General features: G+C 36.8%; 18 protein-coding genes. 13 read left to right on the forward strand and 5 right to left on the reverse strand.

Annotation, left to right across the window (positions count from 1 at the left end; translation table 11 throughout):
* Positions 1-414: 414 nt before the first annotated feature.
* The 3 genes from J7R07_RS06850 to J7R07_RS06860 all read left to right on the forward strand — a co-directional run bounded on the left by J7R07_RS06850 (position 415) and on the right by J7R07_RS06860 (position 3142).
* Positions 415-1230: a hypothetical protein gene (locus tag J7R07_RS06850; protein ID WP_208436127.1), complete on the forward strand. Its 816-nt coding sequence runs from the start codon at positions 415-417 to the stop codon at positions 1228-1230.
* 179 nt (positions 1231-1409) lie between these two features.
* Positions 1410-2330 carry a sulfite exporter TauE/SafE family protein gene (locus J7R07_RS06855; protein ID WP_208436128.1) on the forward strand — a complete coding sequence of 307 codons (921 nt, stop codon included), beginning with the start codon at positions 1410-1412 and terminating at the stop codon, positions 2328-2330.
* A 2-nt stretch (positions 2331-2332) separates the two neighbouring features.
* Complete coding sequence (locus J7R07_RS06860) at positions 2333-3142, forward strand: TIGR02186 family protein (protein WP_208436129.1); 810 nt, start codon at positions 2333-2335, stop codon at positions 3140-3142.
* A gap of 22 nt (positions 3143-3164) precedes the next feature.
* On the opposite strand, the gene J7R07_RS08425 is transcribed toward J7R07_RS06860, so the two are convergent.
* A complete protein-coding gene (locus tag J7R07_RS08425) occupies positions 3165-3428 on the reverse strand; it encodes a DUF6460 domain-containing protein (RefSeq protein WP_246464868.1) in 264 nt (87 codons plus the stop codon).
* 69 nt (positions 3429-3497) lie between these two features.
* Complete coding sequence (locus J7R07_RS06865) at positions 3498-3644, reverse strand: hypothetical protein (RefSeq protein ID WP_208436130.1); 147 nt, start codon at positions 3642-3644, stop codon at positions 3498-3500.
* 935 nt (positions 3645-4579) lie between these two features.
* Here J7R07_RS06865 and J7R07_RS06870 point away from each other — a divergent pair.
* The 10 genes from J7R07_RS06870 to J7R07_RS06915 all read left to right on the forward strand — a co-directional run bounded on the left by J7R07_RS06870 (position 4580) and on the right by J7R07_RS06915 (position 17313).
* Positions 4580-6211, forward strand: a complete 1632-nt coding sequence (locus J7R07_RS06870; protein ID WP_208436131.1) for an ABC transporter substrate-binding protein — start codon at positions 4580-4582, stop codon at positions 6209-6211.
* A gap of 403 nt (positions 6212-6614) precedes the next feature.
* Positions 6615-8045, forward strand: a complete 1431-nt coding sequence (gene xseA / locus J7R07_RS06875) for an exodeoxyribonuclease VII large subunit (protein ID WP_208436132.1) — start codon at positions 6615-6617, stop codon at positions 8043-8045.
* Entirely contained in the window at positions 8023-8646 is a 624-nt protein-coding gene (locus tag J7R07_RS06880) for a DNA-3-methyladenine glycosylase I (protein ID WP_208436133.1), read from the forward strand. The genes xseA and J7R07_RS06880 overlap by 23 nt, the downstream gene beginning before the upstream one ends.
* A gap of 63 nt (positions 8647-8709) precedes the next feature.
* Positions 8710-8970: a hypothetical protein gene (locus J7R07_RS06885; protein WP_208436134.1), complete on the forward strand. Its 261-nt coding sequence runs from the start codon at positions 8710-8712 to the stop codon at positions 8968-8970.
* Between the two features lie 979 nt (positions 8971-9949).
* Positions 9950-11575, forward strand: coding sequence for an ABC transporter substrate-binding protein (locus J7R07_RS06890; RefSeq protein ID WP_208436135.1), 1626 nt, complete (start codon positions 9950-9952; stop codon positions 11573-11575).
* 361 nt (positions 11576-11936) lie between these two features.
* Positions 11937-13553 carry an ABC transporter substrate-binding protein gene (locus J7R07_RS06895; protein WP_208436136.1) on the forward strand — a complete coding sequence of 539 codons (1617 nt, stop codon included), beginning with the start codon at positions 11937-11939 and terminating at the stop codon, positions 13551-13553.
* Positions 13554-13657: 104 nt separating this feature from the next.
* Complete coding sequence (locus J7R07_RS06900) at positions 13658-14731, forward strand: ABC transporter permease (RefSeq protein WP_208436137.1); 1074 nt, start codon at positions 13658-13660, stop codon at positions 14729-14731.
* A gap of 2 nt (positions 14732-14733) precedes the next feature.
* The gene (locus tag J7R07_RS06905) at positions 14734-15663 is read left to right on the forward strand and encodes an ABC transporter permease (protein ID WP_208436138.1); all 930 of its coding nucleotides are present in this window, start codon (positions 14734-14736) and stop codon (positions 15661-15663) included.
* Entirely contained in the window at positions 15656-16531 is an 876-nt protein-coding gene (locus tag J7R07_RS06910; RefSeq protein WP_208436139.1) for an ABC transporter ATP-binding protein, read from the forward strand. Before J7R07_RS06905 ends, J7R07_RS06910 begins: the two co-directional genes overlap by 8 nt.
* Positions 16528-17313 carry an ABC transporter ATP-binding protein gene (locus J7R07_RS06915; RefSeq protein WP_208436140.1) on the forward strand — a complete coding sequence of 262 codons (786 nt, stop codon included), beginning with the start codon at positions 16528-16530 and terminating at the stop codon, positions 17311-17313. Before J7R07_RS06910 ends, J7R07_RS06915 begins: the two co-directional genes overlap by 4 nt.
* 755 nt (positions 17314-18068) lie before the next feature.
* Here the strand turns inward: J7R07_RS06915 and J7R07_RS06920 are convergent.
* From J7R07_RS06920 to J7R07_RS06930, 3 genes are all read right to left on the reverse strand, one after another.
* Positions 18069-18221, reverse strand: coding sequence for a hypothetical protein (locus J7R07_RS06920; RefSeq protein WP_208436141.1), 153 nt, complete (start codon positions 18219-18221; stop codon positions 18069-18071).
* 507 nt (positions 18222-18728) lie between these two features.
* A complete protein-coding gene (locus J7R07_RS06925) occupies positions 18729-19286 on the reverse strand; it encodes a hypothetical protein (protein ID WP_208436142.1) in 558 nt (185 codons plus the stop codon).
* Positions 19287-19739: 453 nt separating this feature from the next.
* Positions 19740-22421, reverse strand: a complete 2682-nt coding sequence (locus tag J7R07_RS06930; RefSeq protein ID WP_425489186.1) for an autotransporter outer membrane beta-barrel domain-containing protein — start codon at positions 22419-22421, stop codon at positions 19740-19742.
* Positions 22422-22615 lie beyond the last annotated feature (194 nt).

Here is a 22615-nt window from a genome sequence, read left to right on the forward strand (position 1 = left end):
TTTTTTGTATGCGTTAATAATCGCCACCTTCGTTTGAATAAAAAACAATACGTATTCATTTCAAATGAATATCCTCATCATAGCTTTAAAAGAGCTTAAAATAAAAGAGATACGGAATAGTAAATGGTATTAGAGTAACAAATGAGGAGGCTCTTTTTTAGTTCCACATAAACAGTTTATAACAAATCAAGAGGACTTGAATGCAATAGCAAAAGAATGAAAAAAGTAAAATGAAGAACTGATTTTTCAATTTAAACCTTAAAAGCAGTAAAATCAAAGAATACGCATAAATATTTTGAGAAATTCTTAAAGCTCTATTTACTAAAATAGAGCATTCTTACCAATTATCTGTACAATTCTTTGCAGAAAATACATAAAACATAACATTTGGCAATACAATGAGGGGTAGTGTTTTTGAATAGGAAGAGTCATACTATAAAGCAGGTTGAGCAAAATAATTCTTCTGTTTTTGTTGCGGAACAAAAGGGGAGGAGGGATGTGCTTACTGAAATCACAATGTCGGACATTGCTAAAAAATTACGCTCTGTTTATGCACAAATGCAGAGGAAGCATTCGGCACGTCCTTTGACATCGCAAAGTTCTGTAGAAAAGGGGTTTAAATCTTACTTAGATGACATCAGTCGGGCAATTTTGGCTGAGCACTATATCCGTCGCCAAAAAGAAAAAAAGCTTTTTGAATATCTAGAGCAGATTAAAACGCTTGTTCAGAATTTGCAGAATGAAAAAAAAAACCTAGAAGAAGCGATGATAAAAAAACGTATGTCTCGTTCAAAATCACTTGATTCTGTTGTGCAAAAGCTTGCTAATATAACATGTGAGGAGAACGAAGAACGCTCATTACTCCAAGAAGTACCAAACTTTTCAAGACAAAAATGCACAACTCAAAGTCAAACAAATATTGAAAACTTATTGCAAAAAGAGAATAAAAACTCTTTGCTAAATCATATCACGAAATCTTCCTTCAAAGAGGCTGAGGAGATTGTGGGGCATGCTATGATAGAAGAAAAGTGCTCTGATATCCAAGAGTCTGGTTGGTGCATTGAGAATGATCCATCTCTTTCCTTAAATACAGAGTCTAAAGGAACTTTCTTTTTGTTTTATTCTTCTGTTAAAAAATTCTTTAGGTGTTTTTTAATCATTGCATTTATTGTGGCGATAACGTTATGTTTTTATGGATTTTTAAGAGGAATTCGTTTTTTTAATTTTTGATGTTAGGTTAAATGATATAATGTGTGTTGCTCATTCATAATTTTGCAAAGACATATATGGTTTTCTAAAATTGTCTTTATTAAACACGCAAAAAGATTATTAGAAAAAGGGATAATAAGAGAGAAGATGAAGTTCTCGAATTATTCCAAAAACCTCAAATTATCTTGAAGGTTCTGTAAGTGAGTATTTATTTACCAATTGCTGAAATGTCGCTCAACATGCTGGTTTTGATTGGTATGGGAGTCATTGCTGGTTTTTTTTCAGGCCTTTTTGGGATTGGGGGTGGTTTTCTTATCACGCCCTTATTGATTTTTTATAATATACCTCCTGCTATTGCTGTTGGAACAGGAGCTAACCAAATGATTGCATCATCTGTAACCGGTGCAATTACACATTTTAGAAGACGCACTCTGGATATCAAACTTGGCCTTCTTTTAGCGGTTGGAGGGGGAATTGGTTCTTTCCTTGGAACTCAGATTTTTTCTGTGCTGAAAAAATTGGGACAATTAGATTTAATGATTTCTCTTCTTTATGTGATTCTTCTTGGGAGTATCGGAAGTTTGATGATTATTGAAAGTTGGTGCGATATGATGCGCCAACGTAAAGCACAAAAAGTCAATGTTCGTCTTGCTGGGAGACATAACTGGATCCATCGTTTGCCGTTTAAAATGCGATTTCGCACATCAATGATATATGTCAGCATTATTCCTGTTTTAGGGATTGGTCTCATTGTTGGGTTATTGTCTTCTATTATGGGAATTGGTGGAGGGTTCTTTATGATACCAGCACTGATTTACCTTCTACGTGTCCCAACCAGTGTGGTGATTGGAACTTCACTTTTCCAGATTACATTTGTCTCTTCTTTTACTACAGTTTTGCAAAGTATGAGTAATCAATCAGTTGATATTGTTTTAGCTTTTTTATTGATGATGGGGGGAAGTATTGGTGCGCAATATGGAACACGAGCTGGACGAAAATTAAAGGCTGAACAATTGCGTATGGCGCTCGCATTTTTGGTGTTAATTGTATGTATGCGTCTTGCTTTTCAATTATTTGTACGCCCTGATAATCTTTTTTCTCTGAATGTTTTGATGAAATAAAAATGGGTAGATTCTTCTCTTTATGTATCATTACAGGCTGCTTTTATTTCGTTTCTTTTTCTATGTGGGTACATGTTGGCACGAAGGCTGCACGCATTGATAAAGTGGATCATGAAACTATCCAAATTATCGTAACGACAAATACGATTACGGTTGACGCACATTTCGATGGTAGTGATCTTTATATTGCTGGTGTTTTGGAAAATATCGAGCCGTTGTATTCTCAACAGAATCGTTATGATATTATTGTAAGTTTGGAGGGGCAAGCTCGACCTATGGTTATGCGAGAAAAGAAACGTAATGCTGGGGTTTGGGTTAATGCAGATTCCCTTATTTTTAAAAATGTTCCCCTCTTTTATTCTATGGTCACAACGCGTGAAATTAATGATATTGCTGGCGTTGAAGATTATAAACGCTTGGGGATAGGATTGCCCTATTTGTTACTGCAGACTGATGAACAAGATCAGGAAAAAATACAAATCTTTCGTGATGAACTTATAAAATTGCAAAAAGCTAAAAATCTTTATCATGAGGAAATGGGTGGTGTTCGTTTTGGTTCTGACACACTTTTTACAGCACATTTTCGTTTACCGGCAAATATTCCTGTTGGACATTATCAGGCCCATGCTTATCTTTTTCGCGATGGGCAGTTTATTGATAGTGCAACCACAACTCTTGAAATTGTTAAAGCACATATTGCTTATACAATCTTTCACGCAGCGCATAGGCATAGCTTTTTATATGGCATTATTGCGGTGATCGTGGCTATTAGTACAGGCTTTTTATGTCGTCTGATTTTTCGGAAAGACTAGTATACGGGAAAGGCTGAAGCATTTATTTTTTATAAAAAATACGCAAAAAAAGAAAAATAGGTACAACAATGATGGCTCCCATTATGGTTATATGAAAAAAGTTTGCAAAAGTTATAAACACTGTTTTCCAGAGAGGTTTTAAAAAATTTATAATTATTTGTACAAGACTTCGAGGTGTCCAGCCAAGAAAATTTATTACGATGCCAGCGAGAAACGAAAGGATGAGTAATTTTACAGAAACGCGCCCTAATGTACCTCTAAGAAATGCATGAAAAGAATTGGACATATTTTTCCTTTATGTTCGTTTTTACACATCTTAAGATGTATTATTCTTTTATTGTGTAATACAATGGTATTATTGTTGTAAAGAAGAAACGATGTTTTTTTTGTTATTTTTTCTTACTTCTCTTTCGAATTGACCGCCTTTTAATACTGGTGTAACTTCTTTACTAGTTTCTGAAACGCGTTCGTGTTCTGTCGGCATTTTTCTCAATATTTTCATAGTATTCCTTTCATTAACTTAGTGGATATTCTTTAGTTTGCGGGAATTTACAAGGTAATTTTATAATGTTTCGACATTTTGCATGATGATGAAAGTTTTTCATTATTTCGAAGATTCCATAATAGGTTAATATGTTGTGTATAGAATGTAATTTCAAGATATTCTATTTTATAAAGGGATTGTTAAATGCTACAAAACTAAGTTTTTATAAATATTAGTATTGGTATTTTAGTCTATATGCATTGAAAAAATGATAAATTTTTTTGTTACAAAAAATTAAGTGCAACGAATGGGGTGGAATCCAGTGTTTTTATAAAGAGCGGGGGCTGTAAAATGTGTTTGTGAAAAAATATTGTATGTGGGTATTGAGGATCAGGTTACTCTTTTCATACTTTAGGTTACACTCCTTATCACTTAAAATATGATAAAATGTAGGTTTGAGGTTATTATTTGATGTGATATTATGGAAAACTCAATTCTGAAGAAGGGATGGGGATGGTCACTGTCAGAAAATTACAATTTATCCAGGATCATCAAAATATCAAATTTTTATTGAGGTTCTTAAAGCAACTGAAGTCAGCGCTTTGATAATACTTTTGAGAAAAGCGCAAAGAGAAATTTGAGTAAAAAGTCCTGTTTGATAAAGCAAAGAACAAATCTTTGCCTTATATGCTCTGAATTGTAAACATTATAACATCACTAAGCAGCGCTGTTATGCGTGATACCTTCATTTTTTATCAGATCGTTTTCTGTTGCATATTCTGGTTGTGCCCATAGCTGCTCAAAAGGGCTGAGGGGTTTGTAAGTGTTTGCTGCTGTTGAGGGTTTTGTTATTTTATTTCGAGGAGGTGTGTTTTTTGAGTCTGATCTTATGATTTCTTGCACGTTATTATTGCATGGGAAATTTATACAATAAACTTTAAAAGGAAAAGTCTATGAACTTGAAAGGAAAAATATTGAAGGGAAGCAGTTCTTTTGTGTTTACTGTTATTGCATTGGGGATATTTATGCAACACCTTTCAGCGAAAACACCTGCCGATACGCTTGTGATGGCTTGGAATCTGGATTCAATAGGTACATTTGATCCTGCACGAATCAATAACCGTTATGGTAATGAAATTCTTGTCAATATTTGTGATAATTTAGTTGAACCAGCGAAAGATAATGCAGCTAAACTTGTTCCCTCTTTGGCAAAGAATTGGGATATTGTAAGTGATGACAAGAGTACAGTGATTACTTTTCATTTGCGTGATGGTTTGAAGTTTGATGATGGTCGTTCTGCTAATGCCAATGATCTTATTTGGAGTATGAAGCGGGTTGTTGAACTGAAGATGGCTAATGCGGCGACATTTAATGAATACGGTATCACGAAACAAAATGTTGATGAGGCTTTTCAAGCACCGGATGAAAAAACAGTGGTGATGAAATTTGATAAACCTTATCCTGCAACGCTTATTCTGAGCCATTTTGCTACTAGTCGTACTCTTGCTTTGCTAGATCGTGAAACCGTTATGAAACACGAAAAAAATGGTGATATGGGAAACTGGTATTTGTCAAGCCATTCTGCTTGTGTGGGTCCTTATCAGATAAGTAGCTGGCGTCCTGGGGAAGCTCTTTTGTTGCGTGCAAGTTCCCATTATTGGGGCGAAGCGCCAAAATTGAAAAAGATTCTCATTCGTCATGTAGCGGAGCCTGGAATACAACGTTTATTGTTGCAAAAACGCGATATCGATGTTGCACGTAATTTGATGCCAGAGGATATAGCGGATCTTCAAGCAACAACAGATATTAAAGTTGAGAGAGTGTTAGAGCCATCTGTAATCATATGGGGGTTCAATATGATAAATCCAATTTTTGCCAATGAAAAAGTGCGTTTGGCGATGCGCTATCTTATTGACTATGAAGGACTTGGTAAGACCCTTCTTAAGGATGTTGGTGTTCCACGGGCAAGCTTTATTCCTCTTGGTAGTCTTGGAGCTTTGGATGAAAAAGAGGGACAACCCTTTAAACTTAATCTTCAAAAAGCAAAGCAGCTTTTAACCGAGGCCGGTTACCCGGATGGTTTTGAGGCCAAGATTTTTGCAGGGGCATCTCCTTATCCTTTTGCTTTGCCCATTGCTCAGTCTCTTCAAGACAATGCAAAAAAGATTGGGGTACATTTTAAAATTGAACGTTTTGTAGGTACGCAGTTGTTATCAAAACTATCTGCACGTAGTTTTGATACGATTTTTTTCGGATGGAATAATGACTCTGCTGATCCCCATACAATGGCTTCACGCCTTATTTACAATCCTGATAATCGGTTTGAGGCGAAAAATACAGGCTATGCGAGTTGGTGCCATGGGTATTTGGATGAAGATATGAACAAGAAGGTTCAGGATGCGTTGTTTGAAAAAGATACACAAAAACGGGCGCAAATGTATGCTGATTTGCAGCGTGAATTTATGCAAAAAGGACCATACGCTTTTATTTATCAGACCTATCACACTATAGCCATGACACCTGATGTCAAAAAATGGGTTTGGAATAGTGCACCACGTATTTTTTATAGTGCGATTGAAAAATAAGAGGGTATTAAGTTTATAAAAGATAAAAGAACATCATCACAATATATTTGATATATTGTAAAGCGTTGAAGAATTTTGCAATACGTTGAATTTTGTTGGTAATCAATTGCTATGTTGTATAGAGAATTTCACTTCAAGGTCTTCTCATGAAGGGTGTGTTTGTGTGGATGTTAAGATTGAATATTTCAGCTGTCGTTGATAGAATCTTATAAGACAGAGTAATGCTCTATGAATTTCTATGTAATGGCTTTAGGTATTCTTTACAACTCTCATAATAGGGTTGAGGCTAAGAATACAGGTATCTGAGTTGGTACTATGGGTATTTGCACAAAAATATAAATCAACAGGTTAAAGATGCAATGTTTCAAAAATATTGACAGGAACAGGTGTAAAGAATTGAAAAATGGTAAGTTTGTTTAGTGAAAAAACAGGTGCAACGAATGTAGTAGAATTTACTGTATCTGAAATAGCAGGAGCTTTAAAGCGCGTTGTTGAAGAGAAGTTTGGTTATGTGCGGGTGCGTGGGGAGATATCAGGTTACCGTGGGGCCCACGCTTCGGGGCATGCTTACTTTGCCTTAAAAGATGATAAGGCACGGTTGGAGGCTGTTATTTGGCGTGGATCTATGGAAAAGCTCAAATTTCCTCCTGAAGAAGGGATGGAAGTCATCGCTGTTGGCAAACTGACAACTTATCCTGGGTCATCAAAATATCAAATTGTTATTGAAACACTCGAACCAACGGGGGTTGGTGCTTTGATGACACTTCTGGAAAATCGTAAGAAAAAGCTTGCGGAAGAGGGTTTATTTGACGAAGCTAAGAAGAAACCTTTGCCTTATATGCCACGAATTATAGGTGTGGTGACATCACCAACAGGTGCTGTTATTCGTGATATTATTCATCGTATATCAGATCGTTTTCCGTTGCATATTTTGGTTTGGCCTGTCCGTGTTCAGGGGGAAACAAGTGGACGGGAAGTGGCAGCTGCTGTTGAAGGTTTTAATGCGCTTGCTTTAGGAGGGCCTGTTCCAAAACCTGATCTTATTATTGTGGCGCGGGGAGGAGGAAGTTTAGAAGATTTGTGGGGGTTTAATGATGAAGCTGTTGTTCGTGCTGTTTACACATCTACTCTTCCGGTTATCTCTGCTGTTGGGCATGAAACGGATTGGACCTTGATTGATTATGTTGCTGATTGGCGTGCTCCAACTCCTACAGGAGCAGCAGAGAAGGCTGTTCCCGTCAAGCTTGATCTTGAAGTATACGTGGCGTCTCTTGCTGCACGTTTGCGGGTGGGATTGGCGCGTTATTTGGACGTTTATCGACAAAAATTGCGTGTGATTGGACGTGCTCTTCCAACTGCTGACCAACTTTTTGCTCTACCGCGACGTGGTTTTGATGAAGTTGCAAGCCGATTGCAGCGTGCTCTTTGTGTTAGCTATGATAAAAAACGTTTTTATTTTCATGCAGTTGCTGTTCGTTTTGCACCGCGTTTGCTGAATACTGAAAGAGCACAACATAGTACAAAGGAATATACTGCGCGTCTTTATCGTGCCTTTATGCGCAATGTGGAAAAACAACGTGCTGAGCTAGAGGTAGCGTTTAGGCTTTTAAAGAGCACTTCGTATCAGAATATCTTGGAGCGTGGCTTTGTTTTGGTTTTGGGGAAAGAGAATAAGCCCATTAAACGGTTGGTGCAGTTTCCTGAAACAGGGCAAATCAATTTACGTTTTTTTGATGGTGAAATTCGTGTTGCAGTGCATGATCACGCTCTCAACCGATCTTCGAAATTGAGACGATTAAAGTCGAAAAAAGATGATCAAGGAACACTCTTTTAATATGAATGCGACGTTTGATGAAGGGCTTCTCATGGGAGCGGATGGAAAAGTTCGTTGTTCATGGGTAGGAGATGATCCACTTTATTGTGCTTATCATGATAATGAATGGGGAAAACCCATTTTTGAAGATCGCCGTTTATTTGAAAAAATTTGTCTTGAGAGTTTTCAGGCAGGGCTTTCTTGGCTGACAATTTTAAAAAAAATCTCTTCTTTTCGAGATGCATTTGATCACTTTGATTTCGAAAAAATTACGCATTATGATGAAGCAAAGGTGCAAATGTTGATGCAGAATAAAGGTATTGTGCGTCATCAAGGAAAAATTCGATCGGTGCTTAATAATGCATTGAGAGCACAAGAAATTATAACAGAGTGGGGGAGTTTATCTGATTATTTTTGGTCTTTTCAACCACCACAATCGGAGCGTTATGAAAAAATAGATTTTCAAACACTAGTGGCTAATCCTATAACACCTGCTTCTCTTCGTTTTTCTAAAGATTTGAGAAAACGTGGTTGGACGTTTATTGGTCCCACAATTTGTTATGCTTTTATGCAGTCTGTAGGAATTGTTAATGATCATCTGGAAGGGTGTTTTTGTCGGTAAATTTGCACAGTAGCTGTTTCCTAAAGGGACATATTGTTTAAGAGAGTAATAAAAGAATAGAGAATGATTTTAGGCTTTTGTTTCTTTGTTGCTATTGGATTATTTCTTCTTAACATGGCTGATTCAGCTACCGGTTTTTCAAGAATGGTTTTTAAAATTTCTGAAATTATGATGAGAGCAATTTCTGTTATTGATTTTGAGTTAATATGTATCTGTTTTTATTTAATAGCGGTTATCATAAAACAAATGATAGACATTTTGTTTATAGTTGTTGATGAAGGCAAAGTGGTTTTCACGTTTTTTGGTGTGGTGCTGTTATTGTAGTGTTCCTTTTTTGAAATTTCATGAAATATATTTGTTAAATTTGGGGTTGAATATATGACAATTTTTCTCTTCATACAGCATCTGATTACCAAATGCTTGTATTACTTATTATCTGATAGCCTCCTTGTTGAAAGAGTAATTTTACTGCGTGGAAGCTCCGATTTTTGGGGAGGATGCTTAAACTCAGATGGATTTGTATCCACTACATCACTTAGTCTAGTCTCTAGAATTTTCCGTTGGAAGTGAGAGTTTTTGCGGTGTGTTGTTTGGTGTATATTTTTGTGGTTGCAAAGTAATGATGAACGTTGAAATTGGGGAGGGTTTATAATCCAGGTATATTTTTTTGACTTATGTATAGTGAGCTTTGTTTTTGCCAATAAGTTTGCCAATAAGGAAGTGCCTTTTATCGTATATTCTTTTATTGGGTGTTATGTTTTTGGAAAGATACAGTTTAGAGGGGGATATTTCTCATGAACATTTTATCTCTTTTGACTCGTTTGGGATTCTTAATAAATGTGAAAGGTTTCTTTTACGCGTTACTTTCAAAAGATTAAGCGTTTTTTTATGAGTAGCAGAGTTTTAAGAAAGATGTTTTTTTGTGTTTTGCTGCTTTTTTCACTCAGCATTTGATAGTGCAGTAAGGATGCGTGTGCACTTTGAAATTGAGTGTCTGAGGGGATACGGTTATTTTTAAAGTTTGCACATTGATTATTTTAAATATAGTTTCCGTATTCAATTTGGCAGCAGATATAGCTTAATGGGGGCTGCAAAGAGGTGTTGGGATGTGGAGGTAATACTCTGGTTGGAAGAAGATATGTTGTGTTTTCTTTAGTTTAAGTAAAATAAAGATTATGTATTTATAAGTAAATATATCTTTATAGTTTGGTTAATATGTCTTTTATCCACTCTTCGTTGTATAAAATTGCTGTGTTATTTCAGAATAGTTAATTGCTATAATGAACTTTAAAAGGAAAAGTCTATGAACGTAAAAAGAAAGGTATTGAAAGGCAGCACTTCTTTTGTTTCTGCTCTTATCGCTCTGGGAATGTTTGTGCAACAAGTTTCAGCAAGAACGCCTGTTGATACGCTTGTGATGGCTTGGAATCTCGATGCAATAAATACATTTGATCCCGCACAGATTAATGACGTTTATGGAGCTGAAATTTTTGCAAATGTTTGTGATAGTTTAGTCAGTACTGCTAAAGATGATTCAACAAAAATAGTTCCCTCTTTGGCAGCACATTGGGATGTTTCAGGCGATGACCAGAGTACAGTGCTGACTTTTCATTTGCGCGATGGTTTAAAGTTTAACGATGGTCGTCCTGCTAACGCTCATGATCTTGTTTGGAGTATGAAGCGGATTGTTAAATTAAAGATGGCTGTGGCGACATTATTTAATGAATATGGTATTACAGAACAAAACTTTGATTCTGCTGTTCAAGCACCTGATGAAAAAACGGTGGTGATGAAATTGGATAAACCTTATCCAGCAGAACTTATTCTTAACGATATTGTTGCAAGTCGTGCGACTGCTTTGCTTGATCGTAAAACGATCATGAAGCATGAAAAAGATGGTGATATGGGAAACCGGTATTTGGCCAGTCATGCGGCTTGTGTTGGTCCTTACCAGATGATGAGTTGGCATCCTAGAGAAGCTGTTTTATTGCGTGCAAGCTCCAATTATTGGGGTGAAGTGCCTAAATTGAAGAAGATTTTAATTCGCCATGTTGCGGAACCTGGAACGCAACGTTTATTGTTACAAAAACACGATGTTGATGTTGCACGTGATTTGATACCTGAGGATATGGCTGATCTCCAAGCAACGACAGATGTTAAAGTTGAAAGAGTATTGGGGACCGCCATGTTGTTTTGGGGTTTTAATACGACAAATCCAATTTTTGCTAATGAAAAAGTGCGTTTGGCGATGCGCTATCTTATTGATTATGAAGGACTTAAAAATAGTGTTCTCAAAGGTGTTGGTGTTCCACGTGCAAGCTTTGTTCCTCTTGGTAATTTTGGAGCCTTGGATGAAAAAGAAGGGCAACCCTTTAAATTTGATCTTCAAAAAGCAAAACGGCTTTTAACCGAGGCAGGTTATCCTGAAGGCTTTAAGGCTAATTTTTTAATAGGTAATTCTCCTTATGCTTTGCCTATTGCTCAATCTTTGCAAGATAATGCAAAAAAAGTGGGTGTACATCTTAAACTTGAACGTTTAGCAGGTACGCAGTTGTTTTCAAAATTTTATGCACGTAGTTTTGATACAATTTTTATGGGATGGAATAGTGACTCTGTGGATCCGTATACAATGGCTTCACGCCTTATTTACAATCCTGATAATCGGTTTGAAGCAAAAAATACAAGCTATGGGAGTTGGTGCCATGGGTATTTGGATGAAGCTATGAATAAAAAAGTCGAAGGGGTTTTGTTTGAAAAAGATCCGCAAAAACGGGCACAAATCTATACTGATTTGCAGCATGAACTTATGCAAAAAGGGCCTTACGCTTTCATTTTTCAGAAGTACGCTGTTGTTGCTATGACACCTGATATTAAAAAATGGGTTTGGAATAGTGCACCACGTATTTTTTATAATGTAATTGAAAAATAAACACATGTTAAGCGTCATAAAATACAATAAAGAACGTGATCATAATGTGCATGATGAAGAATATCTCCTTACAAAAGTTTTTTTTAAGAGCTTGGGGTATAAAGTTGCGGGGGAGGTATATGATATGCTTAACTTATAGTGGCAGTAATATTGATAAGTATAGAAAATAGTATTTTTTTTAGCTTTCTGTTTACTTTGTTACAGATGGTATGGATTTCAGTTATAGGTTAGTTTGTGAGAGACTTATCTTGGAATGTTTTATCGGTAAAATTGATAAGGCTATACTGGAAAGTGATGAAAAAAAGACGTCAAAGCATTTTGTGTGAGAAAGATAAAATAAAATGCAAAGGGTAATACTAAAATGAGAAAAAGAGGAAGTTTGAAAAACTTTTGTGTTTTGTTAAGCACGATTGGCTTTTTAAATGGGTCTATAGCATCAGCATTCAGCGCGTCATCTCAAGATACATTGGTGATGGCATGGAATATTGATTCCATTAGTAGCTTTGATCCAGCTCAAACGGTTGAGGTTGTCACGAGTGAATTATTGACGAATATTTGTAGTGCGTTAGTGCAATATGATAAGCATGATCCCACAAAAATTCGTCCTGCTATGGCACAATCTTGGGATGTTTTAGATAACGGGAAAAGAATCGTTTTTCATCTTCGTGATGATTTGAAATTTGATGATGGGAGAAGGGCGACAGCGCAGGATCTCGCGTGGTCAATGCAACGTATTATTAAGTTAGGATTGAGTTATGCTCAATCTTTGATGGATTATGGATTCACTAAAAACAACGTTGAAACAAATGTTCAGGCTCTTGATGATAAAACTTTACAACTAAAGTTAGATAAGCCTTATCCTATACAACTTATACTGACGGCGATAGGACAGTCTTATGCTTCTGCTTTGCTTGATCGGCAAACAATTGAAGCAGAGAGTATTGCTGGAGATATGGGTAATAAGTATTTGGCTACGCATTCGGCTTGTGTTGGACCTTATAAATTGGTACGCTGGATCCCCGGAGAAAAAGTTATATTACAGGCGACCAAACATTATTGGGGGGACATCCCTAAAATTAAGCAGATTGTTGTGCAGCACGTTGCTGAATCAGCGAGTCAGAGACTCCTTTTAGAAAAAGGTGATGTAGATATAGCGCGTGATCTTTCTTCAGAAGATGTTTTGGATATTGAAAGACAAAGAGGGGTTGTCAAAATTAGCCGTGTTTTGCGACCGCAGATTATTTATCTATCGCTAAACAACAAGAATGCAATTTTTGCTCATGAAAAAGTAAGATTGGCGTTTCGTTATTTGGTTGATTATGAAGGTCTTGGGAACACTGTTTTAAAGGGTATTGCAATTCCGCGGGCGAGTTATATGTCATTGGGAATTCCTGGTGCTTTGGATGAAAAAGAGGGGCTGCCTTTTAAGTTAGATTTAAAAAAAGCAAAACAGTTGATCCGTGAGGCTGGTTATCCTAACGGTTTTAAGGTTAATCTTTTAGTTGGCAGCCTTAGTTATATGTCTTCTGTTGCGCAGTCTATTCAAGCCAATGCACGCAAAATTGGTGTTGAGCTCGCAATTGAAAAAATGGCACAAAATCAATTGTTAAGCCGCGTGCGTGGTGGAAATTATGACACTGCTATTATGGGGTGGGGGAGCGCTGATCCTGATGGGCACCCTGCTTCATTAAATCATGTGTTTAATCCTGATCCAACATTTACGAAAAAGCACAATATGTATTTGGCTTGGCGTGCTGGGTATTATGATGAGAATATTAATAAAATGGTGACGGACGCCTTGTTTGAACAAAATCAAAATAAGCGTATTTCGCAGTATCGTGCTCTACAGTACTATGTGTTTGATCATGGTCCTATGGTCTATTTATTTCAGACATATTACACCGTTGGTATGGGTCCAGCAGTAAAAAAATGGGTTTGGAATAGCTTTAGACTTTATTACAATGATGCAGAAAAATAAAACATGTTATGAAGAAGAGCCTGGAGTATGCTTGATAAGGCTTTTCTTTATTGTGTAAAAAGGTGTTAGCTTTATGTTTGGTAGCTATGGAGGGGGATGTTATAATGGTTTTGCCATTTTCAGAATCTGAAAGAGCAGTATCTCAAAAGCAGAAAAAAATGTTCGTATGGGACTTTTCTTTCAAGGTATTAAAGTTGCTTATTTCAGTTTTTTTCACTCTGCTTGGTTTGGTAACCATCACTTTTTTTATTGGTCATCTGCTTCCTTTAGATCCCGTTCTCGCTATTCTTGGTGATAATATCAGTCAGGAGGCCTATGATGCAATGTTTCATAAGTTAGGTCTTGATAAGCCATTGATTGTCCAATACTGGAACTATCTTCGCAATATATTTTTGTTTGACTTTGGAGATTCTTTAACTTCAGGGCGTCCTGTCTTAGAAGATATTATGCGCGTGTTTCCAGCAACATTAGAGCTTGCCACAGTTGCTATTGTCATTGGTACGAGTCTTGGTATTCCCTTTGGTGTTTTTGCCGCAATGTATCGCGATTCATTTATTGATTACTTTGTCCGTATTTTTACACTTGTGAGTTATTCTACCCCAACTTTTTGGCTTGGGTTAATGGCCTTATTAATCTTTTATGCTAAGCTTGGTTGGATTGGTGGTCCAGGACGACTTGATTTTATTTATGAATATTCTTTTGAATCTAAAACAGGATTTTTTCTCTGGGATACTGCTCGTCAGGGGCAGTGGGAAGCTTTTAGAAATGTCTTCAGTCATATTATTATGCCTGCTTTAATCTTGGCTTTCGGTGCTATGGCTTATATTAGTCGTATGACTCGTGGGTTTATGATTGAGCAGCTTAATCAGGAATATATCATTACTGCGCGTGTGAAGGGATTATCGTTGGCGCGAACGGTTTGGGGACATGCTTTTCGTAATGCTGCAGTCCAGGTTATCACTGTTGTTGCACTTTCGTATGCTTTTTTACTCGAAGGTGCTGTGTTAACGGAGACGGTTTTCGCTTGGCCTGGCTTTGGGCATTACTTGACGAATGCTCTTTTAGCTGGAGATATGAATGCAGTTGTCGGGTGTACATTGCTTGTAGGATTTCTCTTTGTCGTTATTAATTTATTTTCTGATTTGCTTTATCGAATCTTTGATCCAAGGACACATTGAATATGACAATCATTCATCATCATAAATCACAATCGTCATTTTTTTTGGGTCGTTGGTTAAATGAAGCTGTTCCACGGTCAGTATTTCAGGCAAACGCACAAAGAATTTATCATGCATTAATCAAGTTTTCACGTAATTTTTCGGCTGTATTTGGTCTGATTATTATTTTTATTATTGTCTTATGTGCGATTTTTGCTCCTTGGATTGCTACTGATGATTTTATGAGCAACGACCTTACGCTTCGATTGCAGCCCCCCTCTATGTTGCATTATTTTGGAACAGATGAATTGGGGCGTGACATTTTTAGTCGTCTCGTTTTTGGTGCGCGTATTACACTTTATGTTGTTTTTCTCACTACAATTATCGTGGGACCAATAGGACTCATTATTGGAACTGTATCTGGCTATGTAGGAGGATGGGTCGATACTTTTCTTATGCGCATTGTTGATATTTTTCTTGCTTTTCCAGCTTTGATTTTAGCTCTTGCTTTTTCAGCAGCTTTGGGACCAGGTATTGAAAATGCATCGATTGCCATTTCAATTGCAGCATGGCCGCCAATAGCGCGTTTAGCACGTGCTGAAACTTTGACAATACGTTCATCTGATTATGTTTCTGCAGTGCGTTTACAAGGGGCATCTGCTTTGCGGATTATTTTGTTTCATGTTGCACCGATGTGTATTCCTTCAGTGGTAGTACGCTTAACATTAGATATGTCTGGAATTATTCTTACGGCTGCTGGTCTTGGTTTTTTAGGGTTGGGAGCTCAACTGCCAAGTCCTGAATGGGGAGCAATGCTTTCGACAGGGCGTGAATTTATGATGACAAATTGGTGGTTAGCAGCGATACCAGGTTGTGCAATATTGTTAGCAAGCCTTGCTTTCAATTTGTTGGGTGATGGGCTTCGTGATGTGTTGGATCCACGCAATGGTTAAAAAATTATTAGAGATAGAAGATTTACGTATTGATTTTCCTACAAGACGTGGCATTGCAGAAGTTGTACGCGGCGTTAACTTTTCCGTGGGAAAAGAAAAAATTGGAATTGTTGGTGAATCTGGGTCTGGAAAGTCGATGACTGGGCGCGCGATACTCAAATTGAGCCCAAGAGCAGCTATTGTTAAAGCTAAGAAGATGCGCTTTGATGAGGTTGATTTATTGCATGCAAGTGAAGCTCAGATGCGTACTATTCGGGGGAAGCGTATTTCAATGATTTTACAGGATCCCAAATATTCACTTAATCCATTAATACGGATTGGAGAACAGATTATGGAGGCTTACCGTATTCATTACCGTGTTTCAAAGGCTGATGCGCGGAAGCGGACAATTTCTATGTTGGAATCTGTTCATATTCGTGATCCAGAACATGTTATGCGCCTCTTTCCTCATGAAATATCAGGTGGAATGGGACAGCGTGTGATGATTGCGATGATGCTTATTCCTAAACCTGATTTAATTATTGCAGATGAGCCAACCTCTGCACTTGATATTACAGTAAGGCGCCAAGTTTTATCGGTATTGGATGAGTTGGTGACCAAATCTGGAACGGGACTAATTTTCATTAGTCATGATTTGAATATGATTGCTGATTTTTGTGATCGTGTTTTGGTTATGTATGCAGGCCGTGTGTTAGAAGAGTTGCCTGCGTGTGATCTATCTCGCGCTTGTCATCCTTATACTAAAGCTCTGCTAGCGAGTTTGCCACGGCTTGATAATCCTGTTGATGTTTTAGCTGTTCCTGAACGTGATTCTAATTGGTTATATCATCCTACGATTGTTAATGGTGTTGAAGGAGTTACCCCATGATCAATTGTGAGAATATAGTTGATGTTTCTAATTTATCAGTAATCTTTGGGCATAGGCACAAAGCCATAACGGTTGTTAAAAATGTTAACTTTCATATTAAGCGTGGTGAAGCTTACGGCTTGATTGGTGAATCAGGATGTGGAAAATCAACCATTTTGAATACATTGGTTGGGCTTATTCCAGATTATAGTGGGTGTTTCATTTTTGATGGAGAAGAAGTCACAAAAAAAAGAGATAAGAATTTTCTACGTCGTATTCAAATGGTTTTTCAAGATCCTTATGCCTCGCTTCATCCAAGAAAAATGGTTCATACTGTTCTTTCTGAATCTCTCAAAATCCATGGGATGGATAATCCAAAGGAACGGGTGCGTGATGCTTTAAATTCTGTTGGTTTAAATTCTTCATTTCTTTATCGTTATCCGCATGAATTATCTGGAGGGCAACGTCAGCGGATTGCTCTTGCACGTGCTTTAATTATCGAACCAGAGGTTTTGTTGCTTGATGAGCCAACCTCTGCATTAGATGTGTCGGTGCAGGCTGAAATTTTAAATTTGTTGAAATCGTTACGAGAGGAAAAAAAGCTTACTTATTTGATGGTATCCCATGACCTTGCTGTTGTTGCACACATCTGTGAACGTGTTGGGATCATGCATAAAGGGGTTATTCTTGAAGAGCTTAGCAATGATGATTTACGCAGTTTACATGCACAACATGACTATACAAAGATGTTTTTTGAAGCAAGTATTGAGCCTATTGCTCATAGAGAAGAAAGTGTCGGATAGGTTTTATAGAAGAGGAAATATAATTTCGGCTGTTTGAGGTTTCTATAAATATTTAGTGTCATTGTTGCAATGGAAAGCTTTGGTATTTTTATAGTGTAAAATTTTATCAGTGTAATTTATTGAGAGAAATTTTAGCTCTCATATTTTTAATCCTATTAGACATACCGCGTTATGAGTCATCTGCATGGACTCATGAGGTGCATTATTTTTCTAGTATGGTTACACGATTTTTTGATTGTAAATTTATGTTCAGAAGTTTTTATTGTAGAATTTTGAGTATTTAGTTTGTGATAAATAACAGGTTATTAATGATGCTGTACTTCCCGGAAAAATTGACTCTTTTGGATATAGTTTAATTTTTTCTCTCTTTGATTTGTTCACTCTTTTTTACAGTTTTATATCTTATTTATTGAAAAATACTTAAGTTTTATTTTTTGCAAAAGAAGAAGATGTTGTGAAAAATTTTCAACGGTCAATGATAATTATTCGACTATTTTTGCTGTTTTCTCTTTTAAAAAAGAAGCTTTTTAAAAGAGAAGCAGATTTTTAAATAAAAAAAACAGTATATTGTACTGCCTTTTTTGATAAAATGTACAGATCACAATACACCTATTATTTTACAACCTTATCTTAAAACTGATAGCATATTCTTCCTGAAAAATTTGTACCAGATATACCTAGTGTTTTGAGATTTTTGTTGATAGCTGATTTCAATTTTGTGGTTTTGCCAATGATGGCCTTGCTGATATTTCCTCTTAGGATTCCATAGGATACAAGGAGATCACGATAGAAAACATTCCGTAGGTTCCTGCAATACCGAAATGTGTTGTGGTATTTTGCCCTTCCAGTGTGGCAAAGTTCTCCCCTTGGAGCGCGGCATAACGAAGATGAGTACCGGCTATAACCATATTTAAGGGGAGCACTTTCAGAAGAGAATGTTCCTGTCCCTCCGTAGGTATATAAGAAGAAGCCGTTCTGCTTTTCTTGTTGTTTCCCTGAGACAGATGTTCTCATATTGACTAATAGCGCATTTTGCTGAGCCATATCGATCAATTCCGTATAGAAAAGGGCAATTGGCATAATCAAGTGGCTTGTATTTATGGCACGACAGTTTTTACCGTTGAATCACTATCAAGAAGTACTGGTTGTAAGCGAAAGTCTCCAAAATCTTTTATTTTCTCTTAATAGCTTCTGTTCTGTACTTGTCTTACTATGGTTTGACGTTGGCTCATAGGCTTTCAGTATATATTGGTAAGGTGAACTATTTATTGTGATATAGCCATTTGTAAATTTGAAAGATTTTTTATTTGCTTTTCCAGAAACTTGAATCAGTGAAACACTGCATACATTGGTAGGAGCAGAAGTGTTTTCTTTAATATTGTTCTTTTTTAAATATCCGGTGACATAACCATGGATCAGAAGATGATCAGTTTTTTGCTCTCGTTTATAGCAGTGCTATCACTCCATTCAGCATTGAAAGAAATTTCTGCTTTTCCTGTTGTATTGTAGACTTTTTTAGTATTTGATCTGTCAGGTTCTATGTGCAATGTGTGACAACGATCTCCTATTGGTTTTTTAAAAACCACAAAGCTGTCGTTGATATTAAGGACAGAAGTATCAAAACGTGTTCTTTGGGTAAGACCAAGTAAATTACCATCAGCATCTTTTTTTGTACTGGTTTGCAATGCCCATTTCGTGTTGTTTTGCAAATCAAAAACTGTTTTGAATTTTTTTTCAGTACTTACTTCGCCGTCTAAAATAGAGTGATTTGCATTTAGTGTAAAAGTGAAATTATTATTTTTTGTTGCAGCTTTGGTTACTAATAAAACATCAGCGCATACTTTTGAATTGTTGAGGTTGACACTATCAATTGATTCATTGGCATGAATTCCAGTACCATTTTCAATCTGAAGTTTTGTATTGATCAAATTGATTTGTGATGTTTTATTGTTCTTAGATTTTTCAAATATCATACCTCTACTTTCTGCCGTGGCAGAAACATCTGCATATAAAATTACTATTTAGCAACAATATTTTAAGTAAATATTACATTATATGGATTTTTTTTGAAGGTATATAACATCGTTTACAATTTTCTCTGCATTAATAGAAAATGCAGTTGTGAGCAATAAGCAAAAATGAAATAAGTTATCACTGTGGCTGGAAAATATGTTTTATATTTAAAGATCAAAAGCACTGATCGAGACTTTTGTACTGAGTACTTCTTATTGAGTGTGTTGCATAAATTTGCTGAAGATTTTTATTATGTTTGTTGTATGAGACATATATTCTTCAGCACATTTTTTATGTGAAAAGAAGAGGGAAAGAATGGCAGATTTAACACACCTGAAAAAAGGGCAACACATTTTGTTGCCCTTTTTGATAAAATATATAGCTAACAATACACTTGTTGTTATGGCCTAGCCTTAAAATTGGTAGCGTATACCTCCTGAAAAACTTGCTCCAGATATACCAGTTTTTTGAAGCTTTTGTTGATAAGTGACATCACCATGAAGCGAGACATTTTGAGACATTTGTGCACTGATACCAAGTCCACCTTCAAGCAAAGAGCCCATAGGATCAGTTTGATAATCTTTTCCAATATGGATTGCTTGATCATCACCAAAAGTCTTGATCACATTCACTTTTCCGTAGAAGGAAACAGCACGCCTATTTTCAGCAGTGACAACAGTTTTGTTCAAACGTCCTCCAAAACGGATCAACCATTGATGAGGATTATTCATATCAATAGTCAGATTATCAGCATCTGAAATGGTATCAAACATCAAATGTTGATAGGCAATTTGCGCTTGAGGTTCAAATGTTACACTTGCAATACCGGTGGCAAATTGTTTACCAACAGTTGTGGAGATGTTTAACATCTTTGCATTTTTCAATTTTGCAGTTTTTCCAATGATGGCATTGCTGATATCTCCTTTTAGGATGCCATAGGATACAAGGGGATCAAGATAGAAACCATTGTCATGCTGTATACTGGCATAGGCTGTGAGTGACCATTTATCCACGGTGGTTTTCGCTGCATCTTGCATATTCTTTGGAGTAAAAGAAAGTTGCCCGTAGGTTCCTACAAGACCGAAATGTGTTATGGTATTTTGCCCTTTCAGTGCAGCAAAGTTCATCCCCCCTTGGAGAGCTGCATAGCGAAGATGAGCACCGCTATAACCATATTTAAGGGGAGCACTTTCAGAAGATAATGTTCTTGTTCCTCCGTAGGTGTTTAAGAAGAAGCTGTTCTGTTGTTCTTGTTGTTTTCCTAAGACAGATGTTCTCATATTGACTAACAGTGCATTTTGCTGAACCATATCAGTCAATCCAGCATAGAAGAGAGCATTTGGCATGAGTAAATAATTTGCTGCTTGTGGAACAAGTGCTTCTACTTTTGATTCAGGGTCAAGGAAAATCTTGTGTAAACGAAAATCCCAGAAATTTTCGTTTTTCTCATCAAATAAGCTTTGCTCAACATTGGCTTGATCGTAGCTTGATTCAGGTCCGTAGCCCGTCAGCGTATATTTATAAGGCAAACCATTTATTGTTGTATAGCCATGCGTTAATTTGAAAGAGTTTTCATCGGCATGCCCAGAAACTTGGATCAGTGAAAACCCGCCTACGTTCGAAGGACCGGAAGCATTGAGTACACTATTTTTATCTCCTGCATCGCTTTTGATATAAACTGTTGTGGAGCCTTTGACATCACCATGAATGATAAGACGGTCAGTTTTTTGATCGGCTACTGGTGTACCATCACTCCATGCAGTATTAAAGTAAATTTCTGCATTCCCAGAGGCATTATAAACTGCCTTAGTGTCTGGTTTTCCAGAACCTATATGCAATGTGTGGTAATGACCTTCTGTTGGTTCTGCAAAAACAAGAGAGCTGTCATTGATATTAAGCACAGAAATATCAGAGCGTGATCTTTGCGCAATATCAAGTAAGTTACCATCAGCATCTTTTTCTTTTGTACTGGTTTTCAAAATCCATTTCGTGCCGTTTTTCAGGTCAAAGAGTACGTTTTTCTGTTGTGCAATATTTGCTCTGCCTTCTAATACGGAGTCATTAGCATTTAGTGTAAAAGTGAAATTATTTTCTTCAGTTGAACCCTTTGTTGCTAATAAAACATCAGCATGGATTTCTGATTTTTTGCTAAGATTGACAGTGTTGGTTGATCCATCTGCGTCAATTCCGATACCGTTTTCAACGTAAAACTTTGAATTGGTTAAATTGATTTCTGAAGTTGTATTTTTCTCAGAGTTTTTAAATTTTATACCACTTTCTTCTGCTGTTGCAGAAATATTTTTCACATTAATTTGTCCACCGTTTTCTGCAAACAATGCTGCTGTTTTCCCAGTTACCATTCCTTCTGCCATTGTGATTTTTGTTTCTGAACCATTTGCATGGAGCCCATCACCATCAGATGATGCGATTCGTGCATTGTTGGCTAAAGTGATAGTAGCACCGTCTTGAGCAGATATTGTTGTATTTTTTGCTTCAAATGATCCTCCAGAGATCGTTATTGTAGAGTGATCATTTGCAACTACGCCATTGTTTGCTTGAGAAATGTGTACATCTTTTAAAGCGACTGTACTTTTTTTCTCTGCCATTATTCCAAAATCCATTGGTACATCGTCTTTACCACTCGATATTATTACCGTATCCAGTGTATTTTGATCGCTCTTACTGCTAGAGAAGATAGCACCAGCTTTTGAAGCGGTAATGGTTCCTCTCTTCATATTGATTACACCATCGTTTATTGCATGGAGTCCATCACCATCAGATGATGCGATTCGTGCATTGTTGGCTAAAGTGATAGTAGCACCGTCTTGAGCAGATATTGTTGTATTTTTTGCTTCAAATGTTCCTCCAGAGATTGTTATCGTAGAGTGATCCTTTCCAACTATGGCATCTTTTGCTTGAGAAACGTGTATATTTTCTAAAACGACATCACTTTTTAGGTTTGCAAATACTCCAGCATTCAGTAGCGCATCTTTTTTACTGCTCGATATTCCGACACCTTCTAATTTGTTTTTGTTGTTCTTACTGTTTTCGAAGATAGCACCGGTATCGAAAGCGGTAATGGTTCCGCCTTTCATATTGATTGTACCACCATTTTGTGCATGGAGCCCACTGTCCTTAGATGATGTGATTTGCACATCGTCTGTTAAAGTGATGGTACTGTCTCCTTGAGCAGAGATCGTTTCCCCTATGGATTCGAATTTCCCTCCAGAGATTGTCATTTGAGAGTGATCATTTGCAACTACGGCATTGTTTGCTTGAGCGACGTTTA

Source organism: Bartonella phoceensis, from assembly GCF_902825145.1.
In the GTDB taxonomy this organism is placed as follows: Bacteria; Pseudomonadota; Alphaproteobacteria; order Rhizobiales; family Rhizobiaceae; genus Bartonella; species Bartonella phoceensis.

Excerpts from the sequence above, each read along its gene's own strand:
- J7R07_RS06860 (WP_208436129.1), top strand. The coding sequence starts at position 2,333 with ATGGGTAGATTCTTCTCTTTATGTATCATTACAGGCTGCTTTTATTTC.
- J7R07_RS08425 (WP_246464868.1), bottom strand. The coding sequence starts at position 3,428 with ATGTCCAATTCTTTTCATGCATTTCTTAGAGGTACATTAGGGCGCGTT.
- J7R07_RS06865 (WP_208436130.1), bottom strand. The coding sequence starts at position 3,644 with ATGAAAATATTGAGAAAAATGCCGACAGAACACGAACGCGTTTCAGAA.
- J7R07_RS06870 (WP_208436131.1), top strand. The coding sequence starts at position 4,580 with ATGAACTTGAAAGGAAAAATATTGAAGGGAAGCAGTTCTTTTGTGTTT.
- xseA (WP_208436132.1), top strand. The coding sequence starts at position 6,615 with ATGGTAAGTTTGTTTAGTGAAAAAACAGGTGCAACGAATGTAGTAGAA.
- J7R07_RS06880 (WP_208436133.1), top strand. The coding sequence starts at position 8,023 with ATGATCAAGGAACACTCTTTTAATATGAATGCGACGTTTGATGAAGGG.
- J7R07_RS06885 (WP_208436134.1), top strand. The coding sequence starts at position 8,710 with ATGATTTTAGGCTTTTGTTTCTTTGTTGCTATTGGATTATTTCTTCTT.
- J7R07_RS06890 (WP_208436135.1), top strand. The coding sequence starts at position 9,950 with ATGAACGTAAAAAGAAAGGTATTGAAAGGCAGCACTTCTTTTGTTTCT.
- J7R07_RS06895 (WP_208436136.1), top strand. The coding sequence starts at position 11,937 with ATGAGAAAAAGAGGAAGTTTGAAAAACTTTTGTGTTTTGTTAAGCACG.
- J7R07_RS06900 (WP_208436137.1), top strand. The coding sequence starts at position 13,658 with ATGGTTTTGCCATTTTCAGAATCTGAAAGAGCAGTATCTCAAAAGCAG.
- J7R07_RS06905 (WP_208436138.1), top strand. The coding sequence starts at position 14,734 with ATGACAATCATTCATCATCATAAATCACAATCGTCATTTTTTTTGGGT.
- J7R07_RS06910 (WP_208436139.1), top strand. The coding sequence starts at position 15,656 with ATGGTTAAAAAATTATTAGAGATAGAAGATTTACGTATTGATTTTCCT.
- J7R07_RS06915 (WP_208436140.1), top strand. The coding sequence starts at position 16,528 with ATGATCAATTGTGAGAATATAGTTGATGTTTCTAATTTATCAGTAATC.
- J7R07_RS06920 (WP_208436141.1), bottom strand. The coding sequence starts at position 18,221 with ATGGTTATAGCCGGTACTCATCTTCGTTATGCCGCGCTCCAAGGGGAG.
- J7R07_RS06925 (WP_208436142.1), bottom strand. The coding sequence starts at position 19,286 with ATGATATTTGAAAAATCTAAGAACAATAAAACATCACAAATCAATTTG.
- J7R07_RS06930 (WP_425489186.1), bottom strand. The coding sequence starts at position 22,421 with ATGAAAGGCGGAACCATTACCGCTTTCGATACCGGTGCTATCTTCGAA.